Raw genomic sequence first — 26029 nt, 5'->3', positions numbered from 1 at the left:
TGGCTATCTCCCGTCCCCATGGAGAGTCTCGTGATTCTGCCCCGCCCCCGGGCCGCCGGCCTCGCAGGTGTCCTCGCCATAGCTGCGCTCGGCCTCAGTGCCTGCGGCGCCGCACCCACCGAGAGCACGGCGGCCGACGGCAAGAAGAGTGCCGCCACCGCCACCTCCGCCGCCGAGTTCGGCGGGATGGACGCCCTGGTCGCCGCCGCGAAGAAGGAGGGCAAGCTCAACGCGATCGCCCTGCCGCGCGACTGGGCCAACTACGGCGCGCTCATCGACGGCTTCAGCAAGAAGTACGGCATCAAGGTCGAGGTCGAGAACCCCGACGCCTCCAGCCAGATCGAGATCTCCGCGATCAGCACCCGCAAGGGCCAGGACCGCGCCCCCGACGTCGTCGACCTCGGCAGCGCCTTCGCGCTGAGCGGCGCCTCGCAGGGCCTGTTCGCCTCGTACAAGGTCGCGGACTACGAGAAGATCCCGGCGGCGCAGAAGGACGCACAGGCGCGCTGGTACTACGACTACGGCGGCTACGTCTCGATCGGCTGCGACGCCAAGCGCGTCAAGGAGTGCCCCTCGACCTTCGCGGACCTCCTCAAGCCGCAGTACAAGGGCCAGGTGGCGCTGAACGGCAACCCGACGAAGTCCGGTTCGGCCTTCGGCGGCGTCTACGCGGCGGCCATCGCCAACAAGGGCTCGTTCGACAACATCCAGCCCGGTCTGGACTTCTTCGGGCAGCTGAAGAAGTCGGGCAACTACAACCCGGTGGAGTCCACCCCGGCGACCGTCCAGAAGGGCGAGACACCGATCAGCATCGACTGGGACTACCTCAACGCGGGTTACACCGACGAGTTCAAGACGAAGAACGTGGACTGGAAGGTCGCCATCCCCAGCGACGGCGTCTACGCCCAGTACTACGCGCAGGCCGTGAACAAGGACGCGCCGCACCCGGCCGCCGCCCGCCTGTGGGAGGAGTACCTGTACAGCGCCGAGGGCCAGAACCTGTGGCTCAAGGGCTACGCCCGTCCCGTGCTGATGGACGCCCTCAAGCAGGCCGGCACGCTCGACGCCGCTGCCGCCGCCAAGCTGCCGGCCGTCGCCGGCACCCCGGCCTTCCCGACGCCCCCGCAGGTGGACGCGGCCAAGAAGACCGTCACCCAGGGCTGGGCCAAGGCCGTCGCCTGATGACCCTGAGGACCAAGGCGCCGGCCGGCATGCTGGCGGCGCTGCCACTCGTGCTGTTCATGCTGGTGGCGTTCGGCCTGCCCGCCGTCGCCATGCTGACCGGTGCCTTCAGTACGTCGAGTGACGCGCCCGGCGGCGCGCAGTGGACGACGGCGAACCTCACGGACTCCGTGCAGGGCGCCTACCTCACCGGGCTGGTCAGCAGCGTCAAGCTGTCGGCGCTGTCCGCACTGCTCGCCGCCGTGCTCGGACTCCCCCTCGCGCAGGCCGTGGTGACCTCGCGTCACCGCGCCCTGCGCGAGGGTGTCCTCGCGGCGTCCGGCGTGCTCGCCAACTTCGGCGGGGTACCGCTCGCCTTCGCCTTCATCGCCACCCTCGGCAACGCGGGCGTCCTCACCGAGCACCTGGGCCTGACCGGTGCCGGCTGGAGCCTGTACACGTTCTGGGGCCTGGTCATCGTCTACCTCTACTTCCTGCTGCCGCTGATGGTCCTGGCCATCACCCCGGCGCTGGAGGGCCTGCGCAAGCAGTGGCGCGAGGCCGCGCAGAACAACGGCGCCACCGGCTTCCAGTACTGGCGGTACGTCGCGCTCCCGGTGCTGGCCCCGTCCCTGCTCGGCGGCTACGTGCTGCTCTTCGGCAGCGCCTTCGCCGCCTACGCCACGGCCGCCGCGCTGGGCAGCGGCTCGGTGCCGCTGATCACCGTGCAGATCGCCGACGCGCTGTCCGGCAACGTCCTGGTCGGCCAGGGCAACATCGCGCTCGCGCTCAGCCTGGACATGGTCGTGGTCGCCGGGCTCGTCATGGCGGTCTACGTCCCCCTCCAGCGAAGGAGCGCACGATGGCTCGACTGACCCGCAAGCCGCTGTGGCGCGGCGCCGTCGGCCTGCTGGCCGGCCTGTACTTCCTGGTCCCGGTGGCCGCCTCGGTGATCTTCACCGTGGACGTCCCGGGCCAGGGCTTCACCCTGGACGCGTACAGCGGCATCGTCAGCGCGGACGGCTTCACCGACAGCCTGCTGCTCACCCTGGAGCTGGCCGCCGCGACCATCGTCCTGGTGATGGTGCTGCTGGTCCCGGCGCTCGTCGCGGTGCGCCTCGGCGCTCCCCGGCTGCGGCCGGTCCTGGAGATCATCTGCTCGCTGCCGCTGGTGGTCCCGTCGGTGGCGCTGGTCTCCGGCTACAGCAGCGTGCTGCGCTGGGGCCCGGAACACCTGTCCCGCACCCCGCTGTTCCAGACGTTCACCGCCGTGCAGGACAAGCGGTTCCCGTTCGTCCTGGTCCTCGCCTACACGGTGATGGCGCTGCCGCTCGCCTACCGGGCGCTGGACTCCGGGCTGCGCGCGGTCGACGTCCGCGTCCTGGTGGAGGCCGCTCGCAGCTGCGGCGCGAGCGCTCCGCGGGCCGTCCTGCAGGTGGTGCTGCCCAACCTGCGCGGCGCGCTGCTGAACGCGTCCTTCCTCACCCTCGCGCTGGTTCTCGGCGAGTACACCGTCGGCGCCCTGCTCGGGTACCAGCCGTTCGCGGTATGGATCGTCAACACCGGAGGCAACCAGGCGCAGTTGTCGGTGGCCGTCTCGGTGCTGAGCCTGGTGGTCACCTGGATGCTGCTGCTGGTGTTCGCCGCCCTGGGCCGGCCCCGCGACCGGTCCCGTTCCCTGTCCCGCTCCCGCCGGGCCGGCCGCGACGCGGCCGCTCCCGCACCCATCGCACAGGAGGTGGCATGACCGCCGCCACGGCTTCCACCAAGGCCACCACGTCCGCCCCGGACCCCGCGGACTCCTCGACGGCCACCACCGTCGAGTTCCGCGCGCTCAGCAAGTCGTTCGGCGCCACCGTGGCGCTCGACGGCCTGGACCTGACCGCCCGTCCCGGTGAGCTGCTCGCGCTGCTCGGCCCGTCCGGCTGCGGCAAGACCACCGCGCTGCGGATGCTGGCCGGCTTCGAACGTCCCGACTCCGGCCAGGTCCTGGTCGACGGCCAGGACATCAGCGGGGTGCCCGCGCACCGCCGCGACGCCGGGATGGTCTTCCAGTCGTACAGCCTCTTCCCGCACCTGACGGCCGCCGACAACGTCGCGTTCGGCCTGAAGATGCGGCGGACCGGCGCCGCCGAGCGCCGGAAGCGCGCCCATGAACTGCTGGAGCTGGTCGGGCTGCCGCAGCACGCCGACCGCTTCCCGCACCAGCTCTCCGGCGGCCAGCAGCAGCGCGTGGCGCTCGCCCGCGCGCTGGCGCTGCGGCCCAAGGTGCTGCTGCTGGACGAACCGCTGTCCGCGCTGGACGCCAAGGTCCGGGTGACGCTGCGCGAGGAGATCAGGCGGCTGCAGCAGGAGCTGCGGATCACCACCGTCTTCGTCACGCACGACCAGGAGGAGGCGCTGTCGACGGCCGACCGGGTCGCGGTGATGCGCGACGGCCGGCTGGAGCAGGTCGCGGCCCCCGCCGAGCTGTACGACACGCCCGCGACGGCGTTCGTCGCCGAGTTCGTCGGCACCATGAACCGGCTGCCGGGCGTCATGGCGGACGGTGACGTGGAGGTGCTCGGACAGCGGCTGCCGGTGCGCGGCGCCGCCCCGGCGCAGGGCCCGGTGGACGTCCTGGTCCGGCCGGAGGCCCTGGAGGCCACCGCCGACGGCGAGGGTCGCTCCCGGGTGCTCACCGCCGCCTTCCACGGCTCGGTCACCCGTCTCACCCTGTCGCTGCCGGACGGCGCGACCGTCAAAGCGGACGTGCCCAGCCACCGCGCGGCCACCCTGCCGGCCGGCGCGACCGTCACCGTGACCCTCCCGCAGCGCCCCGTGCTCGTCGACGGACCCACCGCGTGACGCTTCAGGCGGTGCTCTTCGACATGGACGGCACGCTGGTCGACACCGAGGGGGTGTGGTGGGACACGGTCGCCGAGACCGCGTCGGCGCTCGGCTACACGCTGACCGACGCGGACGTCCCCGACGTGCTGGGCCGGTCCGTCGACCACACCACCGGCCATCTGCTCACGGCCACCGGGACCGCCCGCACCCGTGAGCACCTGGCGGCGGAGCTGGACGCCCGCTTCGCCGAGCTGGTGGCCCGCGAGGTACGGCCGCGCCCCGGTGCGACCGTGCTGCTGGCCCGGCTGCGCGCGGAGGGGGTGACGACGGCGCTGGTGTCCGCCTCGCCGCGGCGCGTCGTGGAGCTGGTGCTCGACGTGCTCGGCCGGGAGAACTTCGCGGTCTCCGTCACCGCCGACGACACCCCCCGCACCAAGCCCGCTCCGGACCCGTATCTGGCCGCCGCCCGGCTGCTCGGCGCCGATCCGGCCCGCTGCGTCGCCGTGGAGGACACCCCCACCGGGGTGGCCTCCGCCGAGGCCGCGGGGTGCCAGGTGCTGGCCGTGCCGTCCGTCGTGCCGATCCTGCCCGCACCGGGCCGGACGGTGCTGCGCAGCCTGGAGCAGGCGGGGCCCGCGCTGCTGCGCTCCCTCGTCGCGGACCGGGCGGCAGCCGGCGGAACAGTTGATGAAGAGGCCCGCCGGGAGGATGCTTGAGTTAAGTGGGGCATGTGGTTCCGCTTGCCCCCGCTTCCGCCAAGGAGGCCGCTCATGGTCATACGACTCGACGAGCATCTGCCCGCTGATCACCGGCTGAGCCAGGTCTACCGCGTCGGCGCGGGCCTCACGGGGCTGGTGCTGCTGGTCTTCGGCATCCTGGGGCTGCTGAACCAGGTCCCGTTCCTGGACACCCACGGTGACACGGTGGCTGGACTCAACACCAACGGCACGCTGAGTGTCCTGTCGATCGCCGTCGGACTGCTGCTCTTCGCGGGCATGGTCATCGGCGGGAACATCGCCTCGAACCTGAACATGGTCCTCGGGACCCTGTTCATCCTCAGCGGCTTCGTGAATCTCGCCCTGCTGGACAGCAGCCACAACTTCCTGGCGTTCGAGATGCCCAACGTGATCTTCAGCTTCGTCGTCGGCATCATGCTCCTCATGTTCGGCATGTACGGCCGCGTCACCGGCGGCCTCCCGCACGACAACCCGTACTGGCGACAGCGCCACCCCGAAGCGGCGGCGCGCGAGGCGGCGGCACGAGCGGCTGCGGCCGCCCGCCGGACCCCGCCTCGCGGGCTGCCTCAGCATTAGGATCCGCCGGACAGGCCCTGGCACCGGTCGCCGGAACGCCCGGGATGAGCTACCGCCGGCGGGCGATGGTGAGGCCGTCCGCGACGGTGAGCAGTACGTCGTCCATCCGGTCGTCCGAGCGCACCCGGTCGTTGAAGGCGCGGATGGCCGCCGCGGGGCCCTCGACGGCCGGATCGGCGACCGCACCGTGGAAGAGCGTGTTGTCGGCGACGATCAGGCCGCCGGGGTTCATCCGCGGCACCAGCTCCTCCCAGTACGCGACGTAGCTGACCTTGTCCGCGTCGAGGAAGACGAAGTCGATCCACGGCCCCTCGGGCAGCGCGCGCAGCGTGTCCAGTGCCGGAGCGATCCGCAGGTCGATCCGGTCCGCCACGCCCGCCTTCGCCCAGGCCTCGCGGCCGACGGCCGTCCACTCCTCGGAGACGTCACAGGCGATGAGCTGTCCGTCCGCCGGCATCGCCTGGGCCATCGACAGAGTGGAGAACCCGGTGAACGTGCCGACCTCGACGATGCGGCGGGCCCCGACCAGCCGCACCAGGAAGGCGAGCAGCGGGCCCTGCTCCTCCGCGGTCTGCAGTCCTGAGACATCCGCGAGCCGGGTGTGGGTGAGCTCGACGAGTTCCCGCTGCACCGGGTCGAGCGGCGGGTTGTGCGCGAGTACATATGCGTACAGCTCGGGGGTGAGCTGCGGATTCTTCGTCTCGTACAAGGCTTCTCCTCGGATGGACGCTTAAGGTGACGGGCATGCTCGTCGATGACGCCATCGCCCTTGTGCCCAGCATTCCAGGCCGCAGGGCCCTGCTGGGGATGGCGGGCGCGCCCGCCGCGGGCAAGTCCACCCTCGCCCGCCGGCTGGTCGGCGGGGTCAACGCGCGGCTCGGCGCGGACATGGCGGCGTACGTCCCGATGGACGGTTTCCATCTGTCCAACGCCCAGTTGGCACGGCTGGGCCGGGCCGGCCGCAAGGGCGCGCCCGACACCTTCGACGTCGACGGCTACGTCCAGCTGCTGCGCCGGCTGCGCTCCAGCCATGAACGCCCCGTCTACGTCCCCGAGTTCGACCGCCGGCTGGAGGAGCCGATCGCCGCGGGCCTGGTCGTCCTCCCGCAGGTGCGGCTGATCGTCACGGAGGGGAACTACCTGGCCGACGACGGGCCGGGCTGGGAGGCGGTACGCGATCTGCTCGACGAACTGTGGTTCGTCGACGCCCCGCAGGCGGTACGCGAGCGCCGGCTGCTGCGCCGCCACATCCGCGGCGGGCGCAGCGAACCCGAGGCGCACGCCTTCATAGCGTCCAGCGAGCGCCCCAACGCGGACCGGGTCGAGGCCGCCCGCGCCAACTGCAACCGGGTGGTCACCACCAGGGAGTGACCAACGGCCTACGCCGAGAGCGGTGTCAGGCGGCCGCGGCACCGTCCTCCGCGCCGGCCGCGACCTGCGCGAGCATCCGCCGCAGGATCTCCTCGCCCGCAGCGACACCCACCGTGGCGAGCGGCGTCACATGCGGCGCCCGCCAGCCGCTGTCCGCCAGTTCGCCGTGCCCCGGCTGCCAGCCGGCGTCGGCGGCCATCAGCAGATCGGCGTCCAGGAGGGAGTCGCCCGCGGCCAGCACCTGGTCGGCACCGGTCCGCCGGACGACCTCCTCGAGCGCCGCGCTCTTGCGCAGCGGCTTGGGGACCGTGTAGATCTTCCGGCCCTGCAGCGACACCGTCCAGCCGCGGCTGTCGGCCCACTCGGTGAGGTCCTTCACGAAGTTCTCGGGCAGCAGCGACCGCTCCACCACGAGATACGCGAACAGGTCCTCGGCCACCCGCTCCTTGCGCAGCCACGCCGGGTCCGTCACCCGCGCCAGGTGCGCGCGCACCTCGGCCAGCGGCACCGAACCGTCCGCGAGGCGGCGGCGCATCTCGGCGTTCCAGTCCTGGTCGGTGCGGCCGTCGACCAGCAGATGGCCGCCGTTCGCGCAGATCGCGAAGCGCGGTACCGGGCCCGGCAGGCTGATCCGCCGGTACTGCTTGCGCGTCCGGGTGGTGGCCGGCACGAACTCCGCCTCGGCGGCCAGCCGCTGCACCAGCGCGGCGGCCGTCTCCGTCATGAACGACAGCGGCTTCGCCTCGTGCACCTCGACGCAGAGCAGCCGCGGCGCCTGCTCGTCGGGCATGCCGAGCGCGAGCGCGGCCGAGGAGTAGATCAGCGTCCGGTCCAGGTCGCTGGCGGCGAGGGTACGGAATCCGGCGCTCATCGGGCGACCGCCTTGCCGTCGGTACCGGTGGCGCCTCTGGTGAACCGCGGGTGGATCAGGCCGACACACGAGTACGGCAGCCCGTCCACCTCCTCCACCGGCACCCCGCGCTGCTCGGCGAGCAGCCGGACGTGGTCCAGGTCCGCGCCGGCGCCGCGCTGCGCCAGGATCTTCCACGGGACGCGGCGCAGCAGCACCCGCGTCGTCTCGCCGACACCGGGCTTGACGAGGTTCACGTCCCCGATGCCGTACTCCTCGCTGATCCGCTCGACGGCGGCCCAGCCCTCCCAGGTGGGGCTGCGGTCCTGCGACCGCAGTGCCTTCACGTCCTCGGCGACCGCGTCGGCGACGTCGTCGAAGCGGGCCGTCACCGTGTCCAGGAAGAGCCCGGAGACATCCGCGCCGGCCAGCTCCTGGTAGAACTTCCCGCCGTGGAACTCGTCGGGCCCGTTCAGGTCCGCGCGCAGCACGGTGCGCGAGATGAGCCCGGAGACGGTGGAGTTGAGGCAGGCGGAGGGGATGAGGAAGTCGTCACGGGTGCCGTAGGTGCCCACGCAGCCGCCCGGGTCCGCGAGCACGGCGATGTCCGGGTCGAAGTTCCCGAACGGCTTGACGGCCTCGGCCAGTTCCCGGGTGATCGCGCCCTTGCCGGTCCAGCCGTCGACGAAGACGACCTGCTCCGGGTCGTGGTGCTCGGCCAGCCAGCGCAGCGCGGTGGTGTCGATGCCCCGGCCGCGCACGATCGAGACGGCGTAGTGCGGCAGGTCCAGGCCGTGCGCGTGCCGCGCCCAGCGGCGCATCAGCACCCCGACCGGGGTGCCGGCGCGCGCCAGCGAGACGAGTACGGCGTCCGGGCCGCGCTCGGCGAGCACCAGCTCGGTGACGGCGCCCACCGCCCGCGCGATCCGGTCGGCCGAGGTGTCCAGCGCGGCGCGGAACAGCGCCTGGTACGCCTCGCTCGGCTGGTACTCCACCGGCAGCGACTCCGCGTAGTGCGCCCCACCGCTCTGGATCGCCTCCTCGCGCTCCTCGGTCGGCGCCTCCAGCTCGACGTCCGACAGGTCCTTCAGCAACCACCCGACCTCGTCCGCCGCGTACGACGAGAACGCCGGACCGCGCAGGGGGGAGGGAAGCGTGGGGGTCTGGGCCATCTGCTGAACCTGTCCGTTCGGTTGGTACGCGGGCACGACCGCGAGCAGTACCTGCCCGGTGTGAGCCGCGAGATGCGCGAGCAGCCCGTCGGGCGCGTGCAGCGCCGGGGTGTCCCCCGCCGAGTCCACGACGGCGACGATCACGTCGAAGCCGCCGCCCGCGACGTTGTAGGCGTAGCGCGGGCCGGGCCCGTCGGAGGGGTCGTCGTGCGCGGGGAAGACGATCCGGCTGCGGATCGCATAGCCGGGGTCGTCCACGGCCAGCACGGGCGAGCGGGTGGTGGTGGAGAACCGGACCTCGGCACCGGTCCCGTCCTGGATCTCCTGGGCGAGCCGCAGCGGCGCGTACATCAGCTCCTCGTTGCCGAGGACGAGGATGCGGCGCGGGTCCTGCGCCGGGAGCGCCAGGCGGACCGCCTCGGCCATCGACGGCAGCGCCGCCTCCAGCCGCTCCCGGTCCGCGGGCGTGAAGCCGTGCCGTCCACCGTCCGGCAGCCCTTCGGGCCAGCCGAGGTCCACCCGGACCGCCTCGTACGCCGTCGCGGGCGCGGGCGGCGGGGTGACGCTCGCCCTGACGAGCGCCTGGCCGCGTTCCAGCACGCCCTCCGGCAGCCGGACCGTGCCGGACGCCAGCGACAGCAGGTCGATGCGCGCGCCGAGCCCGGCCGCGAACTCCGTCAGCCGCTCCCGGTCCGTCTCCGACCGCATGTCGACGAGCGCGACGACCACGTAGTGGGCGCGCGGGTGGCGGGCGTGCAGGTCCCTGATCGTGTTGAGGACGGTCTGACCGGTCGAGAACTCGTCGTCGACCAGCACCAGCGGCCCGTCCCCGGTCAGCAGCTCCGGATCCGCCGGCAGCAGCAGATGACCGGTCGCGTGGCTGTGCTCCTCCTCGAAGCCGCCGGCCGCCGCGACCCCGGCGACCACGCGCCGCGTCGAGTGCAGATACGGCGCGAGGGCGACCCCGTCGGCCACCGCGTGCCCCAGGCCCGTCGCGGTCTCCGCGTAGCCGAGCACGACGGACCGCGCGGCCTCCTCGTCACCGAGCAGCTCCCGCACCCGGCGGCCGAGGCCGTACCCGGCGGTGTGGACGTCGAAGGGGTGCTGGGGAACGTGCTTGCCCAGCACGTTCGACACCAGCAGGTGCGCGCGCTTCGGGTTGTCCCGCAGCGCGAGCCCGAGCAGCTCGCTCAGCCCCTCCCCTTCGAGGGCGATGTCCAGCCGGTCGGCGACCCACTGGCCGGACCATGTCGGTGTTGCTGCCATGCGGTGGTTCTCACTTCTGTGCGGCAAAACAGGCGCGGCGTTGATCAGGACGGCAGACAGGCCGCGAGCAGTTCCACGAAGCCGATGTCGGCGCGGGCCACCCCGAAGATCTCGGCGCGGCGCATGGTGCGCTCGGCCCAGGCCCGGTGCGGCTTCACCTCGTTCATCTTGTTCGTGTACGAGGAGCGCAGGACCCCGCCGCCGGTGCGGTCCTCGTGGAGGATGTCGGCGGCGTCGCTGTACTCCTCGTGCGTGACCACGTTCAGCGCGTGCACGGGGAACACATGGGTGGGGTGGATGCAGGTCTTGCCCTGCAGGCCGTTGGCCCGGTCCAGCTCGATCTCGCGGAGCAGCCCGTCCATGTCGTGCTCGATGAGCGCGGTGCGCAGGTCCTCCGCCTCCGGGGTGAAGGGGCTGCGGCGCAGCTGCGGCTTGAACATCCGCTCGTGGTGCCGGAAGTACTCCCACACCGGCCCGGTCACGGTGAACCCGGTCCCGTCGGCCCGGCCGAAGACATTGACGACGTCGGCGATCACCGAGGCGACGATCTGTACGTCGTACGCCGTCATCGCGGGCGCCCTGCGCAGCGCGTACGAGGAGCAGAAGTCCGTCACGCCCAGCCGCAGCGCCAGCACGCGGTCCCGGTACTTGTCGACCGTGCGGTAGATCCCGGAGAGCGTCTCGACGCGGCTCTCCAGGTGCATCAGCTGCGGGGACTCCAGGACCGGCATGGCGAAGAGCCGGTGGCCGCAGGCGGACTCCGCGACGGCCAGCGCCTCCATGAAGGGGACGCCGCTCTCCTCGGTGAACTTCGGCAGTACGAATCCGGACAGCAGTCGCACGGTGTCACCGAGCCGTTGCACCAGGTCGACGATCTGCGCCGGGGTCCGGACCCGGATGAACAGCAGCGGAGGGTCGCCGGCGCCCTGCCGCCGGTCGAGCTCGGCGAACTGCCGGACCAGATTGGCCTCGGCGTCGACGACCTCGCGGTCGTCTATCGAGTCCTCCAGGCACAGCACCATGGACACGACACCGTGCGCGGCCTGCTTCAGTACGTCGTCGGCCAGGTGCGGCCGGGTCGCCGGGCTGTAGAGGGTCGCGCCCAGGGCGACGGAGAGCGTGTGGGCGGAAGAGTCCGCGGTGAATTCCTGCGGCTCGCGGTGGAACAGTTCGTTCCGTACGTCCGTCGCAAGGTGTCCGAAGTGGCGCATATGCCCCCTTTTATGCATGGCTGACCGAATAGCATCTGGCGGATTATCGTACGTGCGGTCACACGACTGACGTTCCCCCCGTGCGTGAAAATCAGGTAACCCCCGCACGTCCGTCGTATGACCGCTCACGGCGCGTCCAGTCCCCTGCGTTGTGGCCCGCGCACCCGGGAAGGCAGGATGACCGCCATGACGCACGCGATGGTGAAGGGCTCGAACATCCCCCTGGACGTCCTGGGGATCAGGGCGGTGCTGCGCTGGAGCCCCGGCGCCGGTGTCCCCGACGTCGACGCCTCGGCCCTGCTGCTGGGCGCGGACGGCCGGGTCCGCTCCGATGCGGACTTCGTGTTCTACAACGAGCCGAGGCATCCGTCGGGGCTCGCCCGGCACCTGCCCAAGAAGCGGGTCGCCGAGGGTCTCACCGACACCGTCGAGGTGGACCTGACGTCGCTGGACGCCTCCGTGGCCCGCGTCGTCATCGCCGCGTCCGCCGACGGCGGCTCCTTCGGGCAGGTCCCCGACCTGCACGTTCTGCTCTTCGACACCGGTGCGGCCGCCGGCTCCGCCCCGCTGGCCACCTTCGACGTCACCCCCGACACCGGCGACGAGACCGCGCTGATCTGCGGCGAGCTGTACCGCCGCGACACCACGTGGAAGTTCCGCGCGCTCGGCCAGGGCTACGCGACCGGCCTCGTCGGCCTCGCCACCGAATTCGGCATCGCCGTCGACGACGAGGCGGAATCCGGCGCGGACCCCGGCTCCGGCCCCGCCGCGGGCTCCCGCGGGCCCGTGCACGCGCCGCCCGCCGTCCCGGAGCCCGAGGCCACCTCCGCGTACGGCTATCCGCTCCCGGAGCCCGCTCCGGGCCACGTACCGGCCCAGCCCGCCTACGGGTACCCCCAGCCGCCGCAGCAGCGCCCCCAGCCCGCCGCACCGGCCTACGGGTACCCGCAGCCGGTGGCGGCCTCCCCCGGCTTCGTGCTGCCTCCCCAGGGCCCCCAGTTCCAGACCGGCCGCCGCTAGACGCCGCCCGGGGGCCGGGGCCGGCCCCGGAACCGGCCCGGGACGGCGTCCTGCCATCGGCGGGCCGTCACACCTTGGTCTTGTAGCCCCGGCCCCACTGCAGGCCCCAGCCGTACAGCCGGTCTATCTCGGCCTGGAACCCGTAGACGTACTTCACCTCGCGCCGCACCATCAGCTCACCCTTGCGGTTCTCGATCAGCACCACCGCACAGGACCGCGCCTGCGGCTCGCGCTCGCTCAGCGGGATCTCGATCCGCGGACCCGAGCTGGGGAAGAGCGTGACCATGGCGTGGGTGCGGTCGAAGGCGGGTGTGCCGTCGTAGATGTAGACGAACACCAGCAGCCGGACGAACTCGTCCCGCTTGTCGAAGTTGATGTAGATCGTCTCGCCCGAGGTGCCGCCGAACCGGTCGTCGCCGCTGAGCTTGACGTACGGCGGCTCGTTCAGGTCGCCCAGGAAGTTGCCGAGCGGCTGGACGACGCCCTTCGTCCCGTCGGCGAGCTCGTACATGCACGCCAGGTCCAGGTCGACATTGACCATCGCCGGCCCCGCCGCCTGCACGATCTCCGGCTTGAACAGGTTCATCCGGCGGCTGAACAGCCCGCCGCCGCCCTGTTTGTTCCACCCGCCGGTGTCCGAAGTGCGCATTTCCCAGGAAAGGTTGATCCGCAGGTTGCCGACGGCCGCGCCCTGTTTGCTCAACGAGACCATGGGGTGCCGCTTCGTGAGCTCCACGGTGTGCGCGTTGGCGACGTCGAACTGCGTCGCGCCACTGGGCCGCAGGAACTTCCACCAGGCCATGACTACCCCTCCCCTGAACGGACACCGCCCCCCGCCGGATCGGCGGGGGGCGGGACTTCTCGCTCCGGGGTTCAGACTGTCAGAGCTGTCAGACCCCGGATGAGACTTCCGCCGTATCGTTCGACCCCTCTGAGTTTTCCCCGATCCGCCGGTTTCGCACCACCGAGGACCAGTAGGAAGCCGCGATCAGCACGACGCCGACGAGGCCGGTGATGACCTCGTTGATCTCGTACTTGATCGTGACGAGGAGGATGACCGCCAGCGCGCCGATCGCGTAGTGCGCGCCGTGCTCCAGGTACACGTAGTCGTCCAGGGTGCCCTTGCGGACCAGGTACACGGTCAGCGACCGGATGTACATGGCGCCGATACCGAGGCCGAGCGCCATCTCGAAGATGTCGTTGGTGATGGCGAACGCGCCGATGACACCGTCGAACGAGAACGACGCGTCGATGACCTCGAGGTACAGGAACATGAAGAACGCGGCCTTGCCGGCCAGCCCGACGACGGCCGCGGTGCTGCCCTTCTTGGCGCCCGCCTCGGCCTCCTCGTCCGCGTCGTCCTCGGCCTCCTCCAGCTGGTCCTCGAAGTAGCCGGAGATCCCGCCGACGACCAGATACGTGATGAGCCCGGCGATCCCGGACAGCAGCACCGTCGCGGCCTTGTCGATCGTCCCGTCCCCGCCGTGCACCGGAACACTGGTGGCGACCGTGGTCGCGGCGACGAGCAGCACGACCATGGCGATCACGACGGAGAGCATGTCCAGCTTGCCGAGCTTGCCCAGCGGCTTCTCCAGCCAGCCGAGCCACCGGATGTCCCGCTCCTCGAAAATGAAGTCGAGGAAGATCATGAGCAGGAACATCCCGCCGAACGCCGCGATCGACGGGTGCGCGCCGGTGACCAGCGCCTCATAGCGGTCGGGGTCGTTGATCGCGACGTCGACCGCCTCGACCGGGCTGAGCTTGGCGGTGATGGAGACGATGACGACCGGGAACACCAGCCGCATACCGAAGACGGCGACGAGGATGCCGACGGTGAGGAACATCTTCTGCCAGAAGGCGTTCATCTTCCGGAGGATCCCGGCGTTGATCACCGCGTTGTCGAATGACAGGGAGATCTCCAGGACCGAGAGGATCGCGACCACCGCGAGCCCCTCCCACCCCCAGAGGTACCCAGCCAAGGCCAGGCCGGCGGCAGTGATGCCGAACGACCAGCCAAATGTCTTGAGGAGCACGGGCTACCCAGTCCTTCTCTACGAGAGATCCCCCGCGCAGGGCGCGGCTTTACGAAACGTTGACCCCGAAGTCTAGGGCGATGCCTCGCAGTCCTGACGCGTACCCCTGGCCTACTGCACGGAATTTCCACTCGCCGTTGTAGCGGTACAGCTCGCCGAAGATCATTGCGGTCTCGCTGGACGCGTCCTCGGAGAGGTCGTAGCGGGCCAACTCGGCCTGGTCGAACTGGTTGACGACGCGGATGTAGGCGTTGCTGACCTGGCCGAAGGTCTGGCCGCGGCTGTCGGCCTCGTGGATGGAAACGGGGAAGACGACCTTGTCGACGCGCTCGGGAACCTTGGTGAGGTCGACGAGGATCTCCTCGTCGTCCCCTTCGCCCTCGCCGGTGAGGTTGTCACCGGTGTGCTCGACGGATCCCTCGGGGCTCTTGAGGTTGTTGTAGAAGACGAAGTGTTCGTCGCTGAGTACCCGGCCGTTGGCGCACAGCAGGGCGCTGGCGTCGAGGTCGAACGGCGCTCCTGTGGTGGAGCGCGCGTCCCAGCCGAGGCCGATCATCACCTGGGTGAGATTCGGTGCGGCCTTGCTGAGGGAGACATTGCCCCCCTTGGCGAGCGTGACGCCCATGGTTTTCGCTTCCTCCCCGTGCGTGCTGAGGTCGGTACGTGCACGGCGCCGCACGCCCTGCCGGGTGTGCGGCGCCGCGAGGGGTTCAGACGTTGACGCCGAAGTCCTGCGCGATGCCGCGCAGTCCGGAGGCGTAGCCCTGGCCGATGGCGCGGAACTTCCACTCCGCGCCGTTGCGGTAGAGCTCACCGAAGACCATGGCGGTCTCGGTGGAGGCGTCCTCGGTGAGGTCGTAGCGCGCCAGTTCGTTGTTGTCGGCCTGGTTCACGACACGGATGTACGCGTTGCGGACCTGGCCGAAGCTCTGCTGACGGCTCTCGGCCTCGTAGATCGAGACCGGGAAGACGATCTTGGCGACATCGGCCGGGACTCCGGCCAGGTTCACCTTGATGACCTCGTCGTCGCCGTCGCCCGAGCCGGTGAGGTTGTCACCGAGGTGCTCGACCGAGCCGTCCGGGCTCTTGAGGTTGTTGAAGAAGACGAAGTGCGCGTCGGAGATGACCTTGCCCTCGGGGCTGGCCAGCAGTGCGCTGGCGTCCAGGTCGAAATCGGCGCCGGTGGTGGTCCTGGCGTCCCATCCCAGAGCGACGATGACCGCCGTGAGATTCGGGGCCTCCTTCGTCAGTGAGACGTTGCCACCCTTGCTGAGGCTGACTCCCACGAGTCCTCCATACGGTCATGGGGTATCAGGCAGTACCCTCGCCCCCGTCGTGCGGTACACAGATCAACGCGTTGAGCTTAGTGAGCGGTTCCCGTCGGCTACAGGTCTTCGAGAGCCTTTGCGTAGTCATTGAGGTCCCGGGCGTCCGGAAGGCCGTTGACGACGGTCCAGCGGACGATGCCGTCCTTGTCGATGACGAAGGTGCCGCGGACCGCGCAGCCCTTCTCCTCGTCGAAGACGCCGTAGGCGCGCGAGGCGTCCCCGTGCGGCCAGAAGTCGGAGAGCAGCGGGTATCCCAGGCCCTCCTGCTCGGCGAAGACGCGCAGCGAGAACGGGGCGTCGCAGGAGACGGCGAGGAGCTGGACGTCGTCGTTCTGGAACGTCGGCAGTTCGTCGCGCAGGGCGCAGAGCTCACCGGTGCAGACGCCGGTGAAGGCGTACGGGTAGAAGAGCAGCACGACGTTCTTCTCGCCGCGGAAGTCGGAGAGCCGCACGGTCTGGCCGTGCTGGTTCTTCAGCTCGAAGTCCGGGGCCTTGCTGCCGACCTCGATCGCCATGCGGGCACATCCTCGTCTCGGTACCGGAAGGTCACGGACAGTCTGTCACTGCCGTCCGGAGCCGAACGCACCGCGCCCCCGGCGACCGAGGTCGACGGGGGCGCGGAGCAGGGTCCGGTAGAGCTACCGCTTTGCGGCCCGGGCCGTCTTCGGAGTGACCAGGCGGCTGCCCGACCAGTCCTTGGCGGCGTTGACTGTGCTGGTTTGGGCCAGACCTGCGGTCTGGGCTGCTTCGCCGATCTCGCTTGGCTCGACGTGGCCCTCACGGCCGGTCTTCGGGGTCATCAGCCAGATCGGGGCGCCGTCGTCGATCGTCGACGTGGCGTCGACCAAGGTGTCGGTGAGGTCGCCGTCGTCCTCCCTGAACCACAGCAGGACGGCGTCGGGCACGTCGTCGTAGTCCTCATCGGCGAGCTCTTCGCCCGTGAGCTCCTCGATACCTTCTCGGAGCTCCTGGTCGCAGTCGTCGTCGTACCCGAGTTCCTGGACCACCTGTCCGGGTTCGAATCCAAGCCGGCTAGCCGGGTTGGTCCGGTCCTCCGCGTGGTCCGCGGTCGCGCTCACGCTTTGCCTCCTGTCATGGGGGGAAACTCCCCGCGCCTGTGCGGGGTTATTGGCGGTAGTCCACACGGACGCGGCGGATCGCGCAAGTACCCGGCCGCCGAGACCGCCTAAACGGTGACGTGTCACCGCAACCCGCACGTCCAATCGTGACGCAGATCACGCCGGTTTGCCGGGGTTGTGCACGAATGAAGTCTGGGGTCGGTCGTACGTCCGAGTGGGCGTAGAGTTCTGATTTGGCCTCTCGTAGGCCTGCTTCGCTGCGCACCTCTCCGTCTCACGGAGTGGCAGTTACCGCTCAGTAGAGATGACGTTTCTGGCGACGCGGTACACGATGGAGGCGGCGCGACCCAGCAGAGCAAGACCTAGTAGCGAAGGAACAGCGTGGCTTCCGGATCCGATCGCAACCCGATCATCATTGGCGGCCTTCCCAGCCAGGTCCCGGACTTTGATCCCGAGGAAACGGCGGAATGGCTCGACTCGCTCGACGCGGCTATCGACGAACGCGGCCGTGAGCGTGCCCGCTACCTCATGCTCCGCCTCATCGAGCGCGCCCGCGAGAAGCGTGTCGCGGTGCCCGAGATGCGCAGCACGGACTACATCAACACCATCGCGACCAAGGACGAGCCGTTCTTCCCCGGCAACGAGGAGATCGAGCGGAAGGTCCTGAACGCGACCCGCTGGAATGCGGCGGTCATGGTGTCGCGCGCACAGCGCCCGGGTATCGGCGTCGGCGGCCACATCGCCACCTTCGCCTCCTCCGCCTCCCTCTACGACGTGGGCTTCAACCACTTCTTCCGGGGCAAGGACGAGGGCGACGGCGGCGACCAGATCTTCTTCCAGGGCCACGCCTCCCCGGGTATCTACGCCCGCGCCTTCCTTCTGGACCGGCTCTCCGAGCAGCAGCTCGACGCGTTCCGCCAGGAGAAGTCGAAGGCCCCGTACGGCCTGTCCAGCTACCCGCACCCCCGGCTCATGCCGGACTTCTGGGAGTTCCCGACCGTCTCGATGGGCCTCGGCCCGCTCGGCGCGATCTACCAGGCGCGGATGAACCGCTACATGGAGGCGCGCGGCATCGCCGACACCTCCAAGTCGCACGTATGGGCGTACCTCGGCGACGGGGAGATGGACGAGCCGGAGTCGCTCGGCCAGCTGTCGATCGCCGCCCGTGAGGGTCTGGACAACCTGACCTTCGTCGTCAACTGCAACCTGCAGCGCCTCGACGGGCCGGTGCGCGGCAACGGCAAGATCATCCAGGAGCTGGAGTCGCAGTTCCGCGGCGCCGGCTGGAACGTCATCAAGCTGGTCTGGGACCGCAGCTGGGACCCGCTGCTCGCCCAGGACCGCGACGGCATCCTGGTCAACAAGATGAACACCACGCCGGACGGACAGTTCCAGACGTACGCCACCGAGACCGGCGGCTACATCCGTGAGCACTTCTTCGGTGACGACCAGCGGCTGCGCAAGATGGTCGAAGGCATGACCGACGAGCAGATCCTGCACCTCGGCCGTGGTGGTCACGACCACAAGAAGGTCTACGCGGCGTACGCGGCGGCCAAGGCCCACAAGGGCCAGCCGACGGTGATCCTCGCCCAGACCATCAAGGGCTGGACGCTCGGTCCGAACTTCGAGGGCCGCAACGCGACCCACCAGATGAAGAAGCTCACGACCGAGGACCTCAAGCGCTTCCGCGACCGGTTGCACATCCCGATCACGGACAAGCAGCTCGACGAGGGCTACCCGCCGTACTACCACCCGGGTCGCGACTCCGAAGAGATCCAGTACATGCACGACCACCGCAAGGCGTGCGGTGGCTATGTGCCGACCCGTGTGGTGCGCGCGAAGCCGCTGCCGCTGCCGGACGAGAAGGCGTACGCGCCGGCCAAGAAGGGCTCCGGTCAGCAGTCGATCGCCACCACCATGGCGTTCGTCCGCATCCTCAAGGAGCTCATGCGGGACAAGGAGATCGGCAAGCGTTTCGTGCTGATCGCCCCGGACGAGTACCGCACCTTCGGTATGGACGCGTTCTTCCCGTCGGCGAAGATCTACAACCCGCTGGGCCAGCAGTACGAGGCGGTCGACCGCGATCTGCTTCTCGCGTACAAGGAGTCGCCGACCGGCCAGATGCTGCACGACGGCATCTCCGAGGCGGGCTGTACGGCCTCGCTGATCGCGGCGGGCTCGGCCTACGCCACGCACGGCGAGCCGCTGATCCCGGTCTACGTCTTCTACTCGATGTTCGGGTTCCAGCGCACCGGTGACCAGTTCTGGCAGATGGCGGACCAGCTGGCGCGTGGTTTCGTGCTCGGCGCGACCGCGGGCCGGACCACCCTTACGGGTGAAGGCCTGCAGCACGCGGACGGCCATTCGCAGCTGCTCGCCTCGACCAACCCGGCCGTCGTCGCGTACGACCCGGCGTTCGGCTTCGAGATCGCGCACATCGTGCAGGACGGTCTGAAGAGGATGTACGGCGAGAACGCCGAGGACGTCTTCTACTACCTGACCGTCTACAACGAGCCGATCCAGCACCCGGCCGAGCCGGCCGATGTGGACGCCGAAGGCATCCTCAAGGGCCTGTACCGGTACGCGGAGGGCACCGAGGGCACCGTTCCGGCGCAGATCCTGGCGTCGGGTGTGGCGGTTCCGTGGGCCGTCGAGGCGCAGCGGATCCTCGCGGCGGACTGGGGCGTCAAGGCGGACGTCTGGTCGGCCACCTCGTGGAACGAGCTGCGTCGTGACGCCATCGCGGTGGAGGAGCACAATCTGCTCCACCCCGAGGAGGAGCAGCGCGTCCCGTACATCACGAGCAAGCTCGCCGGTGTGCAGGGCCCGTTCGTGGCGGTCTCGGACTGGATGCGCGCGGTGCCGGACCAGATCTCGCGCTGGGTGCCGGGCACGTACCAGTCGCTGGGTGCCGACGGGTTCGGTTTCGCCGACACCCGTGGCGCGGCCCGTCGCTTCTTCCACATCGACGCCCAGTCGATCGTCCTGGCGGTGCTCACCGAGCTCGCCCGTGACGGCAAGGTCGACCGTTCGGTGCTGAAGCAGGCCGTGGACCGCTACCAGCTGCTCGACGTCTCGGCGGCCGACCCCGGCGCCGCGGGCGGCGACGCCTGAGATAGCCCCGAGGCGGTACGTCTCACGTTTCGAACGCCGGGCCCGCACCACTTTCCGTGGTGCGGGCCCGGCGTTTTCGTTCGGCTGCCGGACCGGCTACTGCGCCAGCCAGAGGACGGCGACGACGGTGTCGAAGGCGCCGAGGACGACGGCGACGACCGCGGGGATCGACTTCGCGCCACGCCAGCTGCGGCCCATGGCGAGCCAGCCGAAGATGATCGCGAGGGGTCCGAGGACGATCCCCAGGACGAAGAAGCCGACGACGGCGCAGACGGCGCCGACGACGGCGATCGTTCCGATGTCGGACCGGCTGCGGGAACGCATACGGGTACGGGTGCGGGTTCGGGTGGCCATCGTCCCTCCGTAAGGTTTCGGGGCTCGCCGTTCGTGTTCCCCGCCCCCGGCCGCCCATGCGGTGTCAGTTCTCCCAGACCTTGAACGCCCGGACGGTGTAACGGGATTCGGGCACCCAGGTACCCGTCGGATAGGTGTCGAACTCGGCCTCGGTGGCGCACTCCGCGCTCTGGTAGGTGGTGACCGGCCGGCCGATCCGGTTGACGAAGGAGCGGGCGGGGGTGCCCGCGGGGAGCGGCACGCAGTTGTCGATGCCGGTGTCGGCGAGTTCATGGGCCTGCCGGGCGCTGCTGTAGCCGGCCTTGCCCCACAGGCACAGCTGGCCCGGATCGCAGGCCCCTGAGGACGCGGCGGAGGCCGGGGCGAGGGCGGTGACGGGCAGCAGCGCGGCCACCAGGGCGGCGGCGGTGAGGATCGTGTTCATGCGGCTCAGGCTGGTGCGGCCGGCGCGGCGCCCACAAGAGCGGCCGGGCACGTTCCCCCTGATAGGGGGATTGCGCACGGCCCGCCCCACCGGTAACGGCCGCCCCAGTCGCTTGGCCCGTACAGTCACTTTCGAAACGTGACTTGAGTCACCCTTGGCTCAGGCATGGCCCTGCGTCTTCTACGCTGGCGGAGATACCGCAAACCTCCGAGGGGCCACCACACCCCCCGCGCACCTTCTGCCGACGGACCGGGCCGGCGTGCGCGTCCGGGACGATTTCGCGAGGCAATACTGAGTGACCCCATTCGATGAGCGCTTCAATGCAACGTCCATCCGGGCCCTGCTGGCCCTGGCCGTCATCTTCGTCATGCTCGCGACCACCGGCTGGACCGCCATCCGGCCGCACAAGGGCGCCGAGGATCCGCGGGCGGCGGCACTGGTGTCGTGGCTGCACGGCTCGGTGGCCGGGCACAAGCTGCCCAGCGCCTCGGCCGGTGCCGACTCGATAGCGCACTTCTTCGCGACGCTGACCGCGGGCCAGACCCGGCAGCTCGCCAACCGCTACCCGCTCGTCGTCGGCAACCTGGACGGCGCGCCGGTGAGCGTGCGCTATCTCGCCAACCGGGTGGCGCTCGCCCAGACGCGCGTCACGGAGATCGCCCGCTCGCACAGCTCGCTGCTCACACCGGCAGGCCGCAAGGACGCGGACAAGCGCGCCCACCGCTACGCCTCGCTGCTGAGCGACGGCCGGCAGATCCTCGCCTTCGACCCGACCGGAGCCGGCCGGGCCGCCGAGGTCTTCGGTGATCTCGGTACCGCCGACCGGGTGGCCGTGGTCGTGCCGGGTGTGGACACCGACATCAGCACGTTCGAACGCACCGCGAAGTCGTACGCGGCCCCGGTCGGCATGGCGCGCGCCCTGTACTCGGCCGAACGCGCCCAGGACCCGTCCGCGCACACCGCGGTGATCGCCTGGGCGAACTACACGACGCCGTCGGGTGTCGGTCTCGACGCCTCCACCGGCGAGCTGGCGGAGAACGGCGCGGTCCGGCTGAACTCGCTGGTCGAGGCGCTGCCGTCCACCGCGCGCATCTCGCTGTTCTGCCACTCCTACGGCTCGGTGCTGTGCGGTGTGGCCGCTCCCGGCCTGCCGTCGGACAAGATCTCCGACATCACCGTCTTCGGCAGCCCCGGGATGCGGGTGAGCCGCGCCGCGCAGCTGCACACTTCCGCCAATGTGTGGGCCGCCCGCGATCCGAGCGACTGGATCGGCGAGGTGCCGCACCTGGAGATCGCCGGCCTCGGGCATGGCGCCGACCCGGTCTCGGCGTCCTTCGGGGCCCGTGTGGTCGGTACCGAGGGCGCACTGGGGCACCCCGGCTACTTCGCTCCCGACACCGAGAGCCTGGCGAACTTCACCGACATCGCCCTCGGCCAGTACGGCGCGGTGCAGTGTGCGCCGAACCGCGAGGACTGCGCGTCGGGCCTCGGCCAGGGCTGAGCCGGAGTCGCAGGGGTGGTTCCGGGCCTGGCGCCCGGAACCACCCCACGCGCGTTTTTGCGGCCGGTTCGGCAGTTGATCCCACATTCGGCCCTACGATGAGCCACATGGGTGACGTTTTGGCCGGATCCAACGCCGTGTGGGAGTTCGACACGGATGCCGTGGTCATCCGGTACGAGCGCGGGGTGCGCAATTCGAAGCTGCTCCAGACGCTCGGCGAGCGCCGGATCCCGTACGCCGCGCTGACCGGCGTCGAGCTCGTTCCCGGCAAGCGCGGCACGGTCGTGCTGCGCGCCCTGCCCCGGCCTGGCGCCGATCCCCTGATGGAAGCGGCGGGCGGGCAGCTGAAGGACTCCGCGGACCCCTACCGGCTGGTGCTGCCGGCCGACCGCGAGACCCTCGCCGAGTACTACACGGACGAGCTACGGGTCGCGGTCTCCGACAACGACACCGGCGAACCGGCCGACCGCTTCCTGGTCGCCGCGCCCACCGGGCCGCAGTCGTTCAAGGCGTACGACGCCAGGGCCGCCTTCGACGGCCGCACGGTGTCCTTCCGCTGGTTCTGGACGGGCGCCTCGACCGCCAAGTGGAAGGCCGGCGACCAGCACTTCCCGGTCGCCGGCCTGAGCGGGGTCGACTGGCGCTCCCCCGAGCTGCTGCACGGCTATCTGCGGCTGCGGCCGAACGACGACACCGAACACCCCGGCGACCCCGACCAGAACCCGGCCGCGGTGGTCTTCGGGCTCGGCTACGGGCAGGTCCATGAATCGCTGCCGTTCGCCGCGTCCGTGCTGGCCGCCGTGCAGACGGCTACTCGCGCGCGGCGGAAGTAGAGCTCATGTCCGGGTAGCGGTCGCCCGCGACGTGCTCGGCGATCGGTTCCAGCCACTCCAGCTCGATCCGGTCGAGAGTGATCCGGGTCGCCCCGGTGTTCTCCAGCACGCGGCTGACCTTGCGGGTGCCCGGGATCGGCACCACCGTCAGCTGGTGCACCTGGGCCCGCTGCTGCACCCAGGCGAGCGCGATCTGGCCGAGCGTCGCCCCGTGCGCCTTGGCGGCCTTGCGGACCGGGTCCAGCAGATCCGCGTTCCGCTTGGCGTTCTCACCGGTGAACCGGGGCTGGTGCTGCCGGTAGTCGCCACCGCTCAGATCCGTCGTGGCGTCCAGGAACGAGCCGGTCAGGAAGCCCCGGCCCAGCGGTGAGTACGGCACGAAGGCCACGCCCAGCTCGGCGGCGGCCGGTACCGCGCTGCGTTCCACATCCCGGCTGAACAGCGACCACTCGGACTGCAGCGCGGCGATCGGGTGCACGGCGTGCGCCTCGCGCAGCTCCGCGCCCGTCACCTCGGACAGACCCAGGTACCGGACCTTGCCCTCCGCGACCAGCTCGGCCATCGCGCCGACGGACTCCGCGAACGGGACGCCCGGGTCACGGCGGTGCATGTAGTAGAGGTCGATGACGTCCGTGCCCAGCCGGCGCAGGCTGCCCTCGACGGCCTGCCGGATGTACGCCCGGTCGTTGCGGACGCCGCGGTACGTCGCGTCGTCCGCCCTGCGCTCTATGGCGAACTTGGTCGCCAGCGTGATCCCGTCCCGGTGCGCCTTCACGAACGGGGCGAGGAACTCCTCGTTCGCCCCCGAGCCGTAGGCGTCGGCGGTGTCGAAGAGCGTGACGCCCGCCTCGAGGGCCGCTTCCAGCGTCGCCCGCGCCGCGTCCACGTCGGTCTCGCCGTAGAACTCGCTCATGCCCATGCAGCCCAGGCCCTGGACGCCGACCAGCGGTCCGTCCGTGCCCAGCCGTACGGTGTCGATCATTTCCGTGCCGGCTTCCGTGCCGTTCTCGGTGCTCGCGTTGTCGCTCATCAGGGTCAGACCCTCTCCGGCGCCCGCTGGGCGCCCCCATACATGTCGATCTTGTAGTCCAGTACCGCGAGGGTGTCCTGCAGCTCGGCGATCCGCCGGTGCACGTCCTCACGGTGCGCCACGAGCAGCTCCTGCCGCGCGGCGAAGGTCTGCTCGCCCTCGCGCACCATCTCCGCGTACCTGACCATGTCCGCGACCGGCATCCCGGTCAGCCGGAGCTTGCCGACGAAGGCCAGCCAGTGCAGATCGCGGTTGGTGTAGCGGCGCTGCCCGGTGTGGGAGCGGTCGACGTGCGGCATCAGTCCGATCCGCTCGTACCAGCGCAGGGTGTGCGCGCTCAGCCCGGTCACCGTGACCACTTCGCTGATCGTGTACTGGTCCTGCCCGTCGGGCCGCAGAATCGAGGCCTGGTCGTCACAGCTGGCGATCCGGCCGGCCCTGGTCCTCGCCACCTTCGTCACAGCCACCTGCGTTACGGTCATGCCCCTACGCTACGGACTTGGAGTGCACTCGAAGCAAGCGCCTCAGGAGATCTTTTCCGGCCGCGTTACGCTCGCCCCATGGAGAGCTTGCGTGAGATCCGGAACTGGCCCGTCCCCACGGCGGCCGCGGCCGTCGTCCGCCGGGACGGCACGGTGGCCGGGACCCACGGCCCGGTCGGTGAGCCGTTCCGGCTCGCGTCCGTCACCAAGCCGCTGACGGCCTACGCGGCGCTGGTCGCCTGCGAGGAGGGCGTCTTCGAGCTCGACGACCCGGCGGGCCCCGAGGGCTCGACGGTGCGCCATCTGCTCTCCCACACCTCGGGGCTGGCCTTCGACCAGCACCGCGTCATGGCGCCGCCCGGTGACCGCCGGCTCTACTCCAACGCCGGGTTCGAGGTGCTCGCCGACCACATCGCCAAGGCCACCGGCATCCCGTTCCCCGAGTACCTGCGCCAAGCCGTCCTGGAGCCGCTGGGGATGACCGCCACCACGCTGCCCGGCTCGGCCGCCGCCGACGGTGTCTCCACCGTCGAGGACCTCGTCCGCTTCGCCGCCGAACTGCAGGCGCCGCGCATCCTGCACCCGTCGACCCTCGACGAGGCGACGTCCGTCGTCTTCCCCGGCCTCAAGGGCGTGCTGCCCGGCTACGGCCACCAGAACCCCAACGACTGGGGGCTCGGCTTCGAGATCCGGGACTCCAAGACCCCGCACTGGACCGGCCCCGCCTCCAGCCCGCGCACCTTCGGGCACTTCGGCCAGACCGGGACCTTCCTGTGGGTCGACCCGGACGCGGGCGCCGCGTGCGTCTGCCTCACCGACCGCGCCTGGGGCGAATGGGCGGTCCCGCTGTGGCCGGCGCTGACGGACGCGGTCCTCGCGGAGCTGCGGGCCTAGGGCGTGTCGCGAAAGTCCCGCCTGGCCCACGACGCCTGGCACGCGCCCTAGTCCGCCGGGTCGCGCGGCACCGGACGCATCTCCCAGACGAGGTACTCCACCGGGCCCGCCGCCGCCTGCACCAGAAGCCCCTCCTCGTCGGTGATGCGCGCCGCGTCGCCCGCTTCGAGGGTCTCGTCGCCCAGCCGGACGCTGCCGCGCACCACGTGCACGTAGACGAAGGGCGCGGCCGGCAGTTCGCCCGGGCCGCGGCCGACGGACAGTGCCGCGTGCGGCTGCCGGAACGGGACGAAGGGCGTGCCGTGTTCGACGCCGTAGCGCGGGCCGCCGCCGAACACCGCGGGCTCCAGCCACATCTGAAGGAACCTCAGCGGGCTCTCCCCGGCGTTGCGTTCGACGTGGCGGACGCCGTCGCCGGCGCTGAGCAGCTGTGCCTCGCCGGCCCGCACCACGGTCTCGTGGCCCGCGGAGTCCCGGTGCCCCAGCTCGCCCTCGATCACCCACGTCACGATCTCGACTCCCCCGTGCGGGTGCTCCGCGAAGCCGGCGCCGGGCGCCAGCCGCTCCTCGTTGCACGCCATCAGCGGCCCGAAGCGCAGGTTGCCGGGGTCGTAGTGGGAGCCGAACGAGAACGCGTGCAGGGTCTCGATCCCCGCGGCGGGATCACCCCCGGCGTACCGCTGCGCACCGCGCCGAACGTCGATCATTCCGCCACCGTACAAGCGACCGGCGCGCACCCCGGCGCCGTGCGCCCCCGGGGATAA

27 protein-coding genes are annotated in these 26029 nt (G+C 70.7%); 12 read left to right on the top strand and 15 right to left on the bottom strand.

Annotated features, from left to right (window positions below; all coding sequences use genetic code 11):
• The first annotated feature begins 18 nt into the window (after positions 1 to 18).
• From G3I60_RS15705 to G3I60_RS15680, 6 genes are read left to right on the top strand one after another with little or no spacing between them, the layout of a single operon-like run.
• On the top strand, positions 19 to 1182 hold the full coding sequence (locus G3I60_RS15705) for an ABC transporter substrate-binding protein (protein ID WP_164294056.1): 1164 nt from the start codon (positions 19 to 21) through the stop codon (positions 1180 to 1182).
• Complete coding sequence (locus G3I60_RS15700; RefSeq protein WP_164294055.1) at positions 1182 to 2036, top strand: ABC transporter permease subunit; 855 nt, start codon at positions 1182 to 1184, stop codon at positions 2034 to 2036. The genes G3I60_RS15705 and G3I60_RS15700 overlap by 1 nt, the downstream gene beginning before the upstream one ends.
• Positions 2024 to 2908: an ABC transporter permease gene (locus G3I60_RS15695; protein WP_138356786.1), complete on the top strand. Its 885-nt coding sequence runs from the start codon at positions 2024 to 2026 to the stop codon at positions 2906 to 2908. Before G3I60_RS15700 ends, G3I60_RS15695 begins: the two co-directional genes overlap by 13 nt.
• Positions 2905 to 4008, top strand: a complete 1104-nt coding sequence (locus G3I60_RS15690) for an ABC transporter ATP-binding protein (RefSeq protein ID WP_138356785.1) — start codon at positions 2905 to 2907, stop codon at positions 4006 to 4008. Before G3I60_RS15695 ends, G3I60_RS15690 begins: the two co-directional genes overlap by 4 nt.
• Positions 4005 to 4706: an HAD family phosphatase gene (locus tag G3I60_RS15685; protein WP_307811581.1), complete on the top strand. Its 702-nt coding sequence runs from the start codon at positions 4005 to 4007 to the stop codon at positions 4704 to 4706. The genes G3I60_RS15690 and G3I60_RS15685 overlap by 4 nt, the downstream gene beginning before the upstream one ends.
• A 54-nt stretch (positions 4707 to 4760) precedes the next feature.
• A complete protein-coding gene (locus G3I60_RS15680) occupies positions 4761 to 5303 on the top strand; it encodes a DUF4383 domain-containing protein (RefSeq protein WP_138356784.1) in 543 nt (180 codons plus the stop codon).
• Between the two features lie 49 nt (positions 5304 to 5352).
• Here G3I60_RS15680 and G3I60_RS15675 read toward each other — a convergent pair whose 3' ends face one another.
• Positions 5353 to 6012 carry an O-methyltransferase gene (locus G3I60_RS15675; RefSeq protein WP_138356783.1) on the bottom strand — a complete coding sequence of 220 codons (660 nt, stop codon included), beginning with the start codon at positions 6010 to 6012 and terminating at the stop codon, positions 5353 to 5355.
• Between the two features lie 35 nt (positions 6013 to 6047).
• Between G3I60_RS15675 and G3I60_RS15670 the strand changes: the two genes are divergently transcribed.
• Entirely contained in the window at positions 6048 to 6674 is a 627-nt protein-coding gene (locus G3I60_RS15670; protein ID WP_198359016.1) for a nucleoside/nucleotide kinase family protein, read from the top strand.
• A 25-nt stretch (positions 6675 to 6699) separates the two neighbouring features.
• On the opposite strand, the gene G3I60_RS15665 is transcribed toward G3I60_RS15670, so the two are convergent.
• From G3I60_RS15665 to G3I60_RS15655, 3 genes are read right to left on the bottom strand one after another with little or no spacing between them, the layout of a single operon-like run.
• Positions 6700 to 7545 (bottom strand): HAD family hydrolase, encoded by an 846-nt coding sequence (locus tag G3I60_RS15665; protein ID WP_164294054.1) that lies wholly within the window; start codon positions 7543 to 7545, stop codon positions 6700 to 6702.
• Positions 7542 to 9962: a phosphoribosyltransferase gene (locus tag G3I60_RS15660; protein WP_164607221.1), complete on the bottom strand. Its 2421-nt coding sequence runs from the start codon at positions 9960 to 9962 to the stop codon at positions 7542 to 7544. Before G3I60_RS15660 ends, G3I60_RS15665 begins: the two co-directional genes overlap by 4 nt.
• A 44-nt stretch (positions 9963 to 10006) precedes the next feature.
• Positions 10007 to 11173, bottom strand: a complete 1167-nt coding sequence (locus G3I60_RS15655) for an HpcH/HpaI aldolase/citrate lyase family protein (RefSeq protein WP_164294052.1) — start codon at positions 11171 to 11173, stop codon at positions 10007 to 10009.
• A 177-nt stretch (positions 11174 to 11350) separates the two neighbouring features.
• Between G3I60_RS15655 and G3I60_RS15650 the strand changes: the two genes are divergently transcribed.
• Positions 11351 to 12193 (top strand): TerD family protein, encoded by an 843-nt coding sequence (locus G3I60_RS15650; protein WP_138356778.1) that lies wholly within the window; start codon positions 11351 to 11353, stop codon positions 12191 to 12193.
• A 67-nt stretch (positions 12194 to 12260) separates the two neighbouring features.
• Here G3I60_RS15650 and G3I60_RS15645 read toward each other — a convergent pair whose 3' ends face one another.
• From G3I60_RS15645 to G3I60_RS15620, 6 genes are all read right to left on the bottom strand, one after another.
• Positions 12261 to 12995: a Tellurium resistance gene (locus G3I60_RS15645; protein WP_138356777.1), complete on the bottom strand. Its 735-nt coding sequence runs from the start codon at positions 12993 to 12995 to the stop codon at positions 12261 to 12263.
• A gap of 88 nt (positions 12996 to 13083) precedes the next feature.
• The gene (locus tag G3I60_RS15640) at positions 13084 to 14226 is read right to left on the bottom strand and encodes a DUF475 domain-containing protein (RefSeq protein WP_164607219.1); all 1143 of its coding nucleotides are present in this window, start codon (positions 14224 to 14226) and stop codon (positions 13084 to 13086) included.
• Positions 14227 to 14275: 49 nt separating this feature from the next.
• Entirely contained in the window at positions 14276 to 14851 is a 576-nt protein-coding gene (locus G3I60_RS15635) for a TerD family protein (protein WP_138356775.1), read from the bottom strand.
• A gap of 85 nt (positions 14852 to 14936) precedes the next feature.
• Positions 14937 to 15512, bottom strand: a complete 576-nt coding sequence (locus G3I60_RS15630; protein WP_138356774.1) for a TerD family protein — start codon at positions 15510 to 15512, stop codon at positions 14937 to 14939.
• A 98-nt stretch (positions 15513 to 15610) separates the two neighbouring features.
• Positions 15611 to 16069: a peroxiredoxin gene (locus G3I60_RS15625; RefSeq protein WP_164294050.1), complete on the bottom strand. Its 459-nt coding sequence runs from the start codon at positions 16067 to 16069 to the stop codon at positions 15611 to 15613.
• A 123-nt stretch (positions 16070 to 16192) separates the two neighbouring features.
• Complete coding sequence (locus G3I60_RS15620; protein WP_138356772.1) at positions 16193 to 16633, bottom strand: DUF3052 domain-containing protein; 441 nt, start codon at positions 16631 to 16633, stop codon at positions 16193 to 16195.
• Positions 16634 to 17014: 381 nt separating this feature from the next.
• Here G3I60_RS15620 and aceE point away from each other — a divergent pair, with 381 nt between their 5' ends.
• Positions 17015 to 19747, top strand: a complete 2733-nt coding sequence (aceE, locus tag G3I60_RS15615) for a pyruvate dehydrogenase (acetyl-transferring), homodimeric type (protein WP_138356771.1) — start codon at positions 17015 to 17017, stop codon at positions 19745 to 19747.
• A 96-nt stretch (positions 19748 to 19843) separates the two neighbouring features.
• Here the strand turns inward: aceE and G3I60_RS15610 are convergent, their stop codons facing one another.
• Both G3I60_RS15610 and G3I60_RS15605 read right to left on the bottom strand, forming a co-directional pair.
• The gene (locus G3I60_RS15610; RefSeq protein ID WP_138356770.1) at positions 19844 to 20101 is read right to left on the bottom strand and encodes a small hydrophobic protein; all 258 of its coding nucleotides are present in this window, start codon (positions 20099 to 20101) and stop codon (positions 19844 to 19846) included.
• A 64-nt stretch (positions 20102 to 20165) separates the two neighbouring features.
• Positions 20166 to 20525, bottom strand: a complete 360-nt coding sequence (locus G3I60_RS15605; RefSeq protein WP_164607217.1) for a peptidase inhibitor family I36 protein — start codon at positions 20523 to 20525, stop codon at positions 20166 to 20168.
• A gap of 295 nt (positions 20526 to 20820) precedes the next feature.
• Between G3I60_RS15605 and G3I60_RS15600 the strand changes: the two genes are divergently transcribed.
• Positions 20821 to 22026: an alpha/beta hydrolase gene (locus G3I60_RS15600; protein ID WP_343241032.1), complete on the top strand. Its 1206-nt coding sequence runs from the start codon at positions 20821 to 20823 to the stop codon at positions 22024 to 22026.
• Between the two features lie 107 nt (positions 22027 to 22133).
• Positions 22134 to 22859 carry a DUF4429 domain-containing protein gene (locus G3I60_RS15595; RefSeq protein WP_198359017.1) on the top strand — a complete coding sequence of 242 codons (726 nt, stop codon included), beginning with the start codon at positions 22134 to 22136 and terminating at the stop codon, positions 22857 to 22859.
• Here the strand turns inward: G3I60_RS15595 and G3I60_RS15590 are convergent.
• Together G3I60_RS15590 and G3I60_RS15585 are read right to left on the bottom strand one after the other, a co-directional pair.
• Positions 22837 to 23841, bottom strand: coding sequence for an aldo/keto reductase (locus G3I60_RS15590; RefSeq protein ID WP_232486049.1), 1005 nt, complete (start codon positions 23839 to 23841; stop codon positions 22837 to 22839). The genes G3I60_RS15595 and G3I60_RS15590 overlap by 23 nt on opposite strands.
• Before the next feature lie 53 nt (positions 23842 to 23894).
• Positions 23895 to 24371 carry a MerR family transcriptional regulator gene (locus G3I60_RS15585; protein WP_138356766.1) on the bottom strand — a complete coding sequence of 159 codons (477 nt, stop codon included), beginning with the start codon at positions 24369 to 24371 and terminating at the stop codon, positions 23895 to 23897.
• 78 nt (positions 24372 to 24449) lie between these two features.
• Between G3I60_RS15585 and G3I60_RS15580 the strand changes: the two genes are divergently transcribed.
• Entirely contained in the window at positions 24450 to 25265 is an 816-nt protein-coding gene (locus tag G3I60_RS15580) for a serine hydrolase (RefSeq protein ID WP_164294048.1), read from the top strand.
• Positions 25266 to 25312: 47 nt separating this feature from the next.
• Here the strand turns inward: G3I60_RS15580 and G3I60_RS15575 are convergent, their stop codons facing one another.
• Complete coding sequence (locus tag G3I60_RS15575) at positions 25313 to 25972, bottom strand: pirin family protein (protein ID WP_164294047.1); 660 nt, start codon at positions 25970 to 25972, stop codon at positions 25313 to 25315.
• Positions 25973 to 26029 lie beyond the last annotated feature (57 nt).

It is taken from the genome of Streptomyces sp. SID13666 (assembly GCF_010548325.1).
Lineage (GTDB): Bacteria > Actinomycetota > Actinomycetes > Streptomycetales > Streptomycetaceae > Actinacidiphila > Actinacidiphila fildesensis.
Note: the sequence above shows the minus strand (reverse complement) of the source record. Positions and strands in the feature narration are given on the sequence as shown.

Coding starts and splice junctions, on each gene's coding strand:
- G3I60_RS15705 (WP_164294056.1), top strand. CDS start 19: ATGGAGAGTCTCGTGATTCTGCCCCGCCCCCGGGCCGCCGGCCTCGCA.
- G3I60_RS15700 (WP_164294055.1), top strand. CDS start 1,182: ATGACCCTGAGGACCAAGGCGCCGGCCGGCATGCTGGCGGCGCTGCCA.
- G3I60_RS15695 (WP_138356786.1), top strand. CDS start 2,024: ATGGCTCGACTGACCCGCAAGCCGCTGTGGCGCGGCGCCGTCGGCCTG.
- G3I60_RS15690 (WP_138356785.1), top strand. CDS start 2,905: ATGACCGCCGCCACGGCTTCCACCAAGGCCACCACGTCCGCCCCGGAC.
- G3I60_RS15680 (WP_138356784.1), top strand. CDS start 4,761: ATGGTCATACGACTCGACGAGCATCTGCCCGCTGATCACCGGCTGAGC.
- G3I60_RS15670 (WP_198359016.1), top strand. CDS start 6,048: ATGCTCGTCGATGACGCCATCGCCCTTGTGCCCAGCATTCCAGGCCGC.
- G3I60_RS15665 (WP_164294054.1), bottom strand. CDS start 7,545: ATGAGCGCCGGATTCCGTACCCTCGCCGCCAGCGACCTGGACCGGACG.
- G3I60_RS15660 (WP_164607221.1), bottom strand. CDS start 9,962: ATGGCAGCAACACCGACATGGTCCGGCCAGTGGGTCGCCGACCGGCTG.
- G3I60_RS15655 (WP_164294052.1), bottom strand. CDS start 11,173: ATGCGCCACTTCGGACACCTTGCGACGGACGTACGGAACGAACTGTTC.
- G3I60_RS15650 (WP_138356778.1), top strand. CDS start 11,351: ATGACCGCCATGACGCACGCGATGGTGAAGGGCTCGAACATCCCCCTG.
- G3I60_RS15645 (WP_138356777.1), bottom strand. CDS start 12,995: ATGGCCTGGTGGAAGTTCCTGCGGCCCAGTGGCGCGACGCAGTTCGAC.
- G3I60_RS15635 (WP_138356775.1), bottom strand. CDS start 14,851: ATGGGCGTCACGCTCGCCAAGGGGGGCAATGTCTCCCTCAGCAAGGCC.
- G3I60_RS15625 (WP_164294050.1), bottom strand. CDS start 16,069: ATGGCGATCGAGGTCGGCAGCAAGGCCCCGGACTTCGAGCTGAAGAAC.
- G3I60_RS15610 (WP_138356770.1), bottom strand. CDS start 20,101: ATGGCCACCCGAACCCGCACCCGTACCCGTATGCGTTCCCGCAGCCGG.
- G3I60_RS15605 (WP_164607217.1), bottom strand. CDS start 20,525: ATGAACACGATCCTCACCGCCGCCGCCCTGGTGGCCGCGCTGCTGCCC.
- G3I60_RS15595 (WP_198359017.1), top strand. CDS start 22,134: ATGGGTGACGTTTTGGCCGGATCCAACGCCGTGTGGGAGTTCGACACG.
- G3I60_RS15590 (WP_232486049.1), bottom strand. CDS start 23,841: ATGATCGACACCGTACGGCTGGGCACGGACGGACCGCTGGTCGGCGTC.
- G3I60_RS15585 (WP_138356766.1), bottom strand. CDS start 24,371: ATGACCGTAACGCAGGTGGCTGTGACGAAGGTGGCGAGGACCAGGGCC.
- G3I60_RS15580 (WP_164294048.1), top strand. CDS start 24,450: ATGGAGAGCTTGCGTGAGATCCGGAACTGGCCCGTCCCCACGGCGGCC.
- G3I60_RS15575 (WP_164294047.1), bottom strand. CDS start 25,972: ATGATCGACGTTCGGCGCGGTGCGCAGCGGTACGCCGGGGGTGATCCC.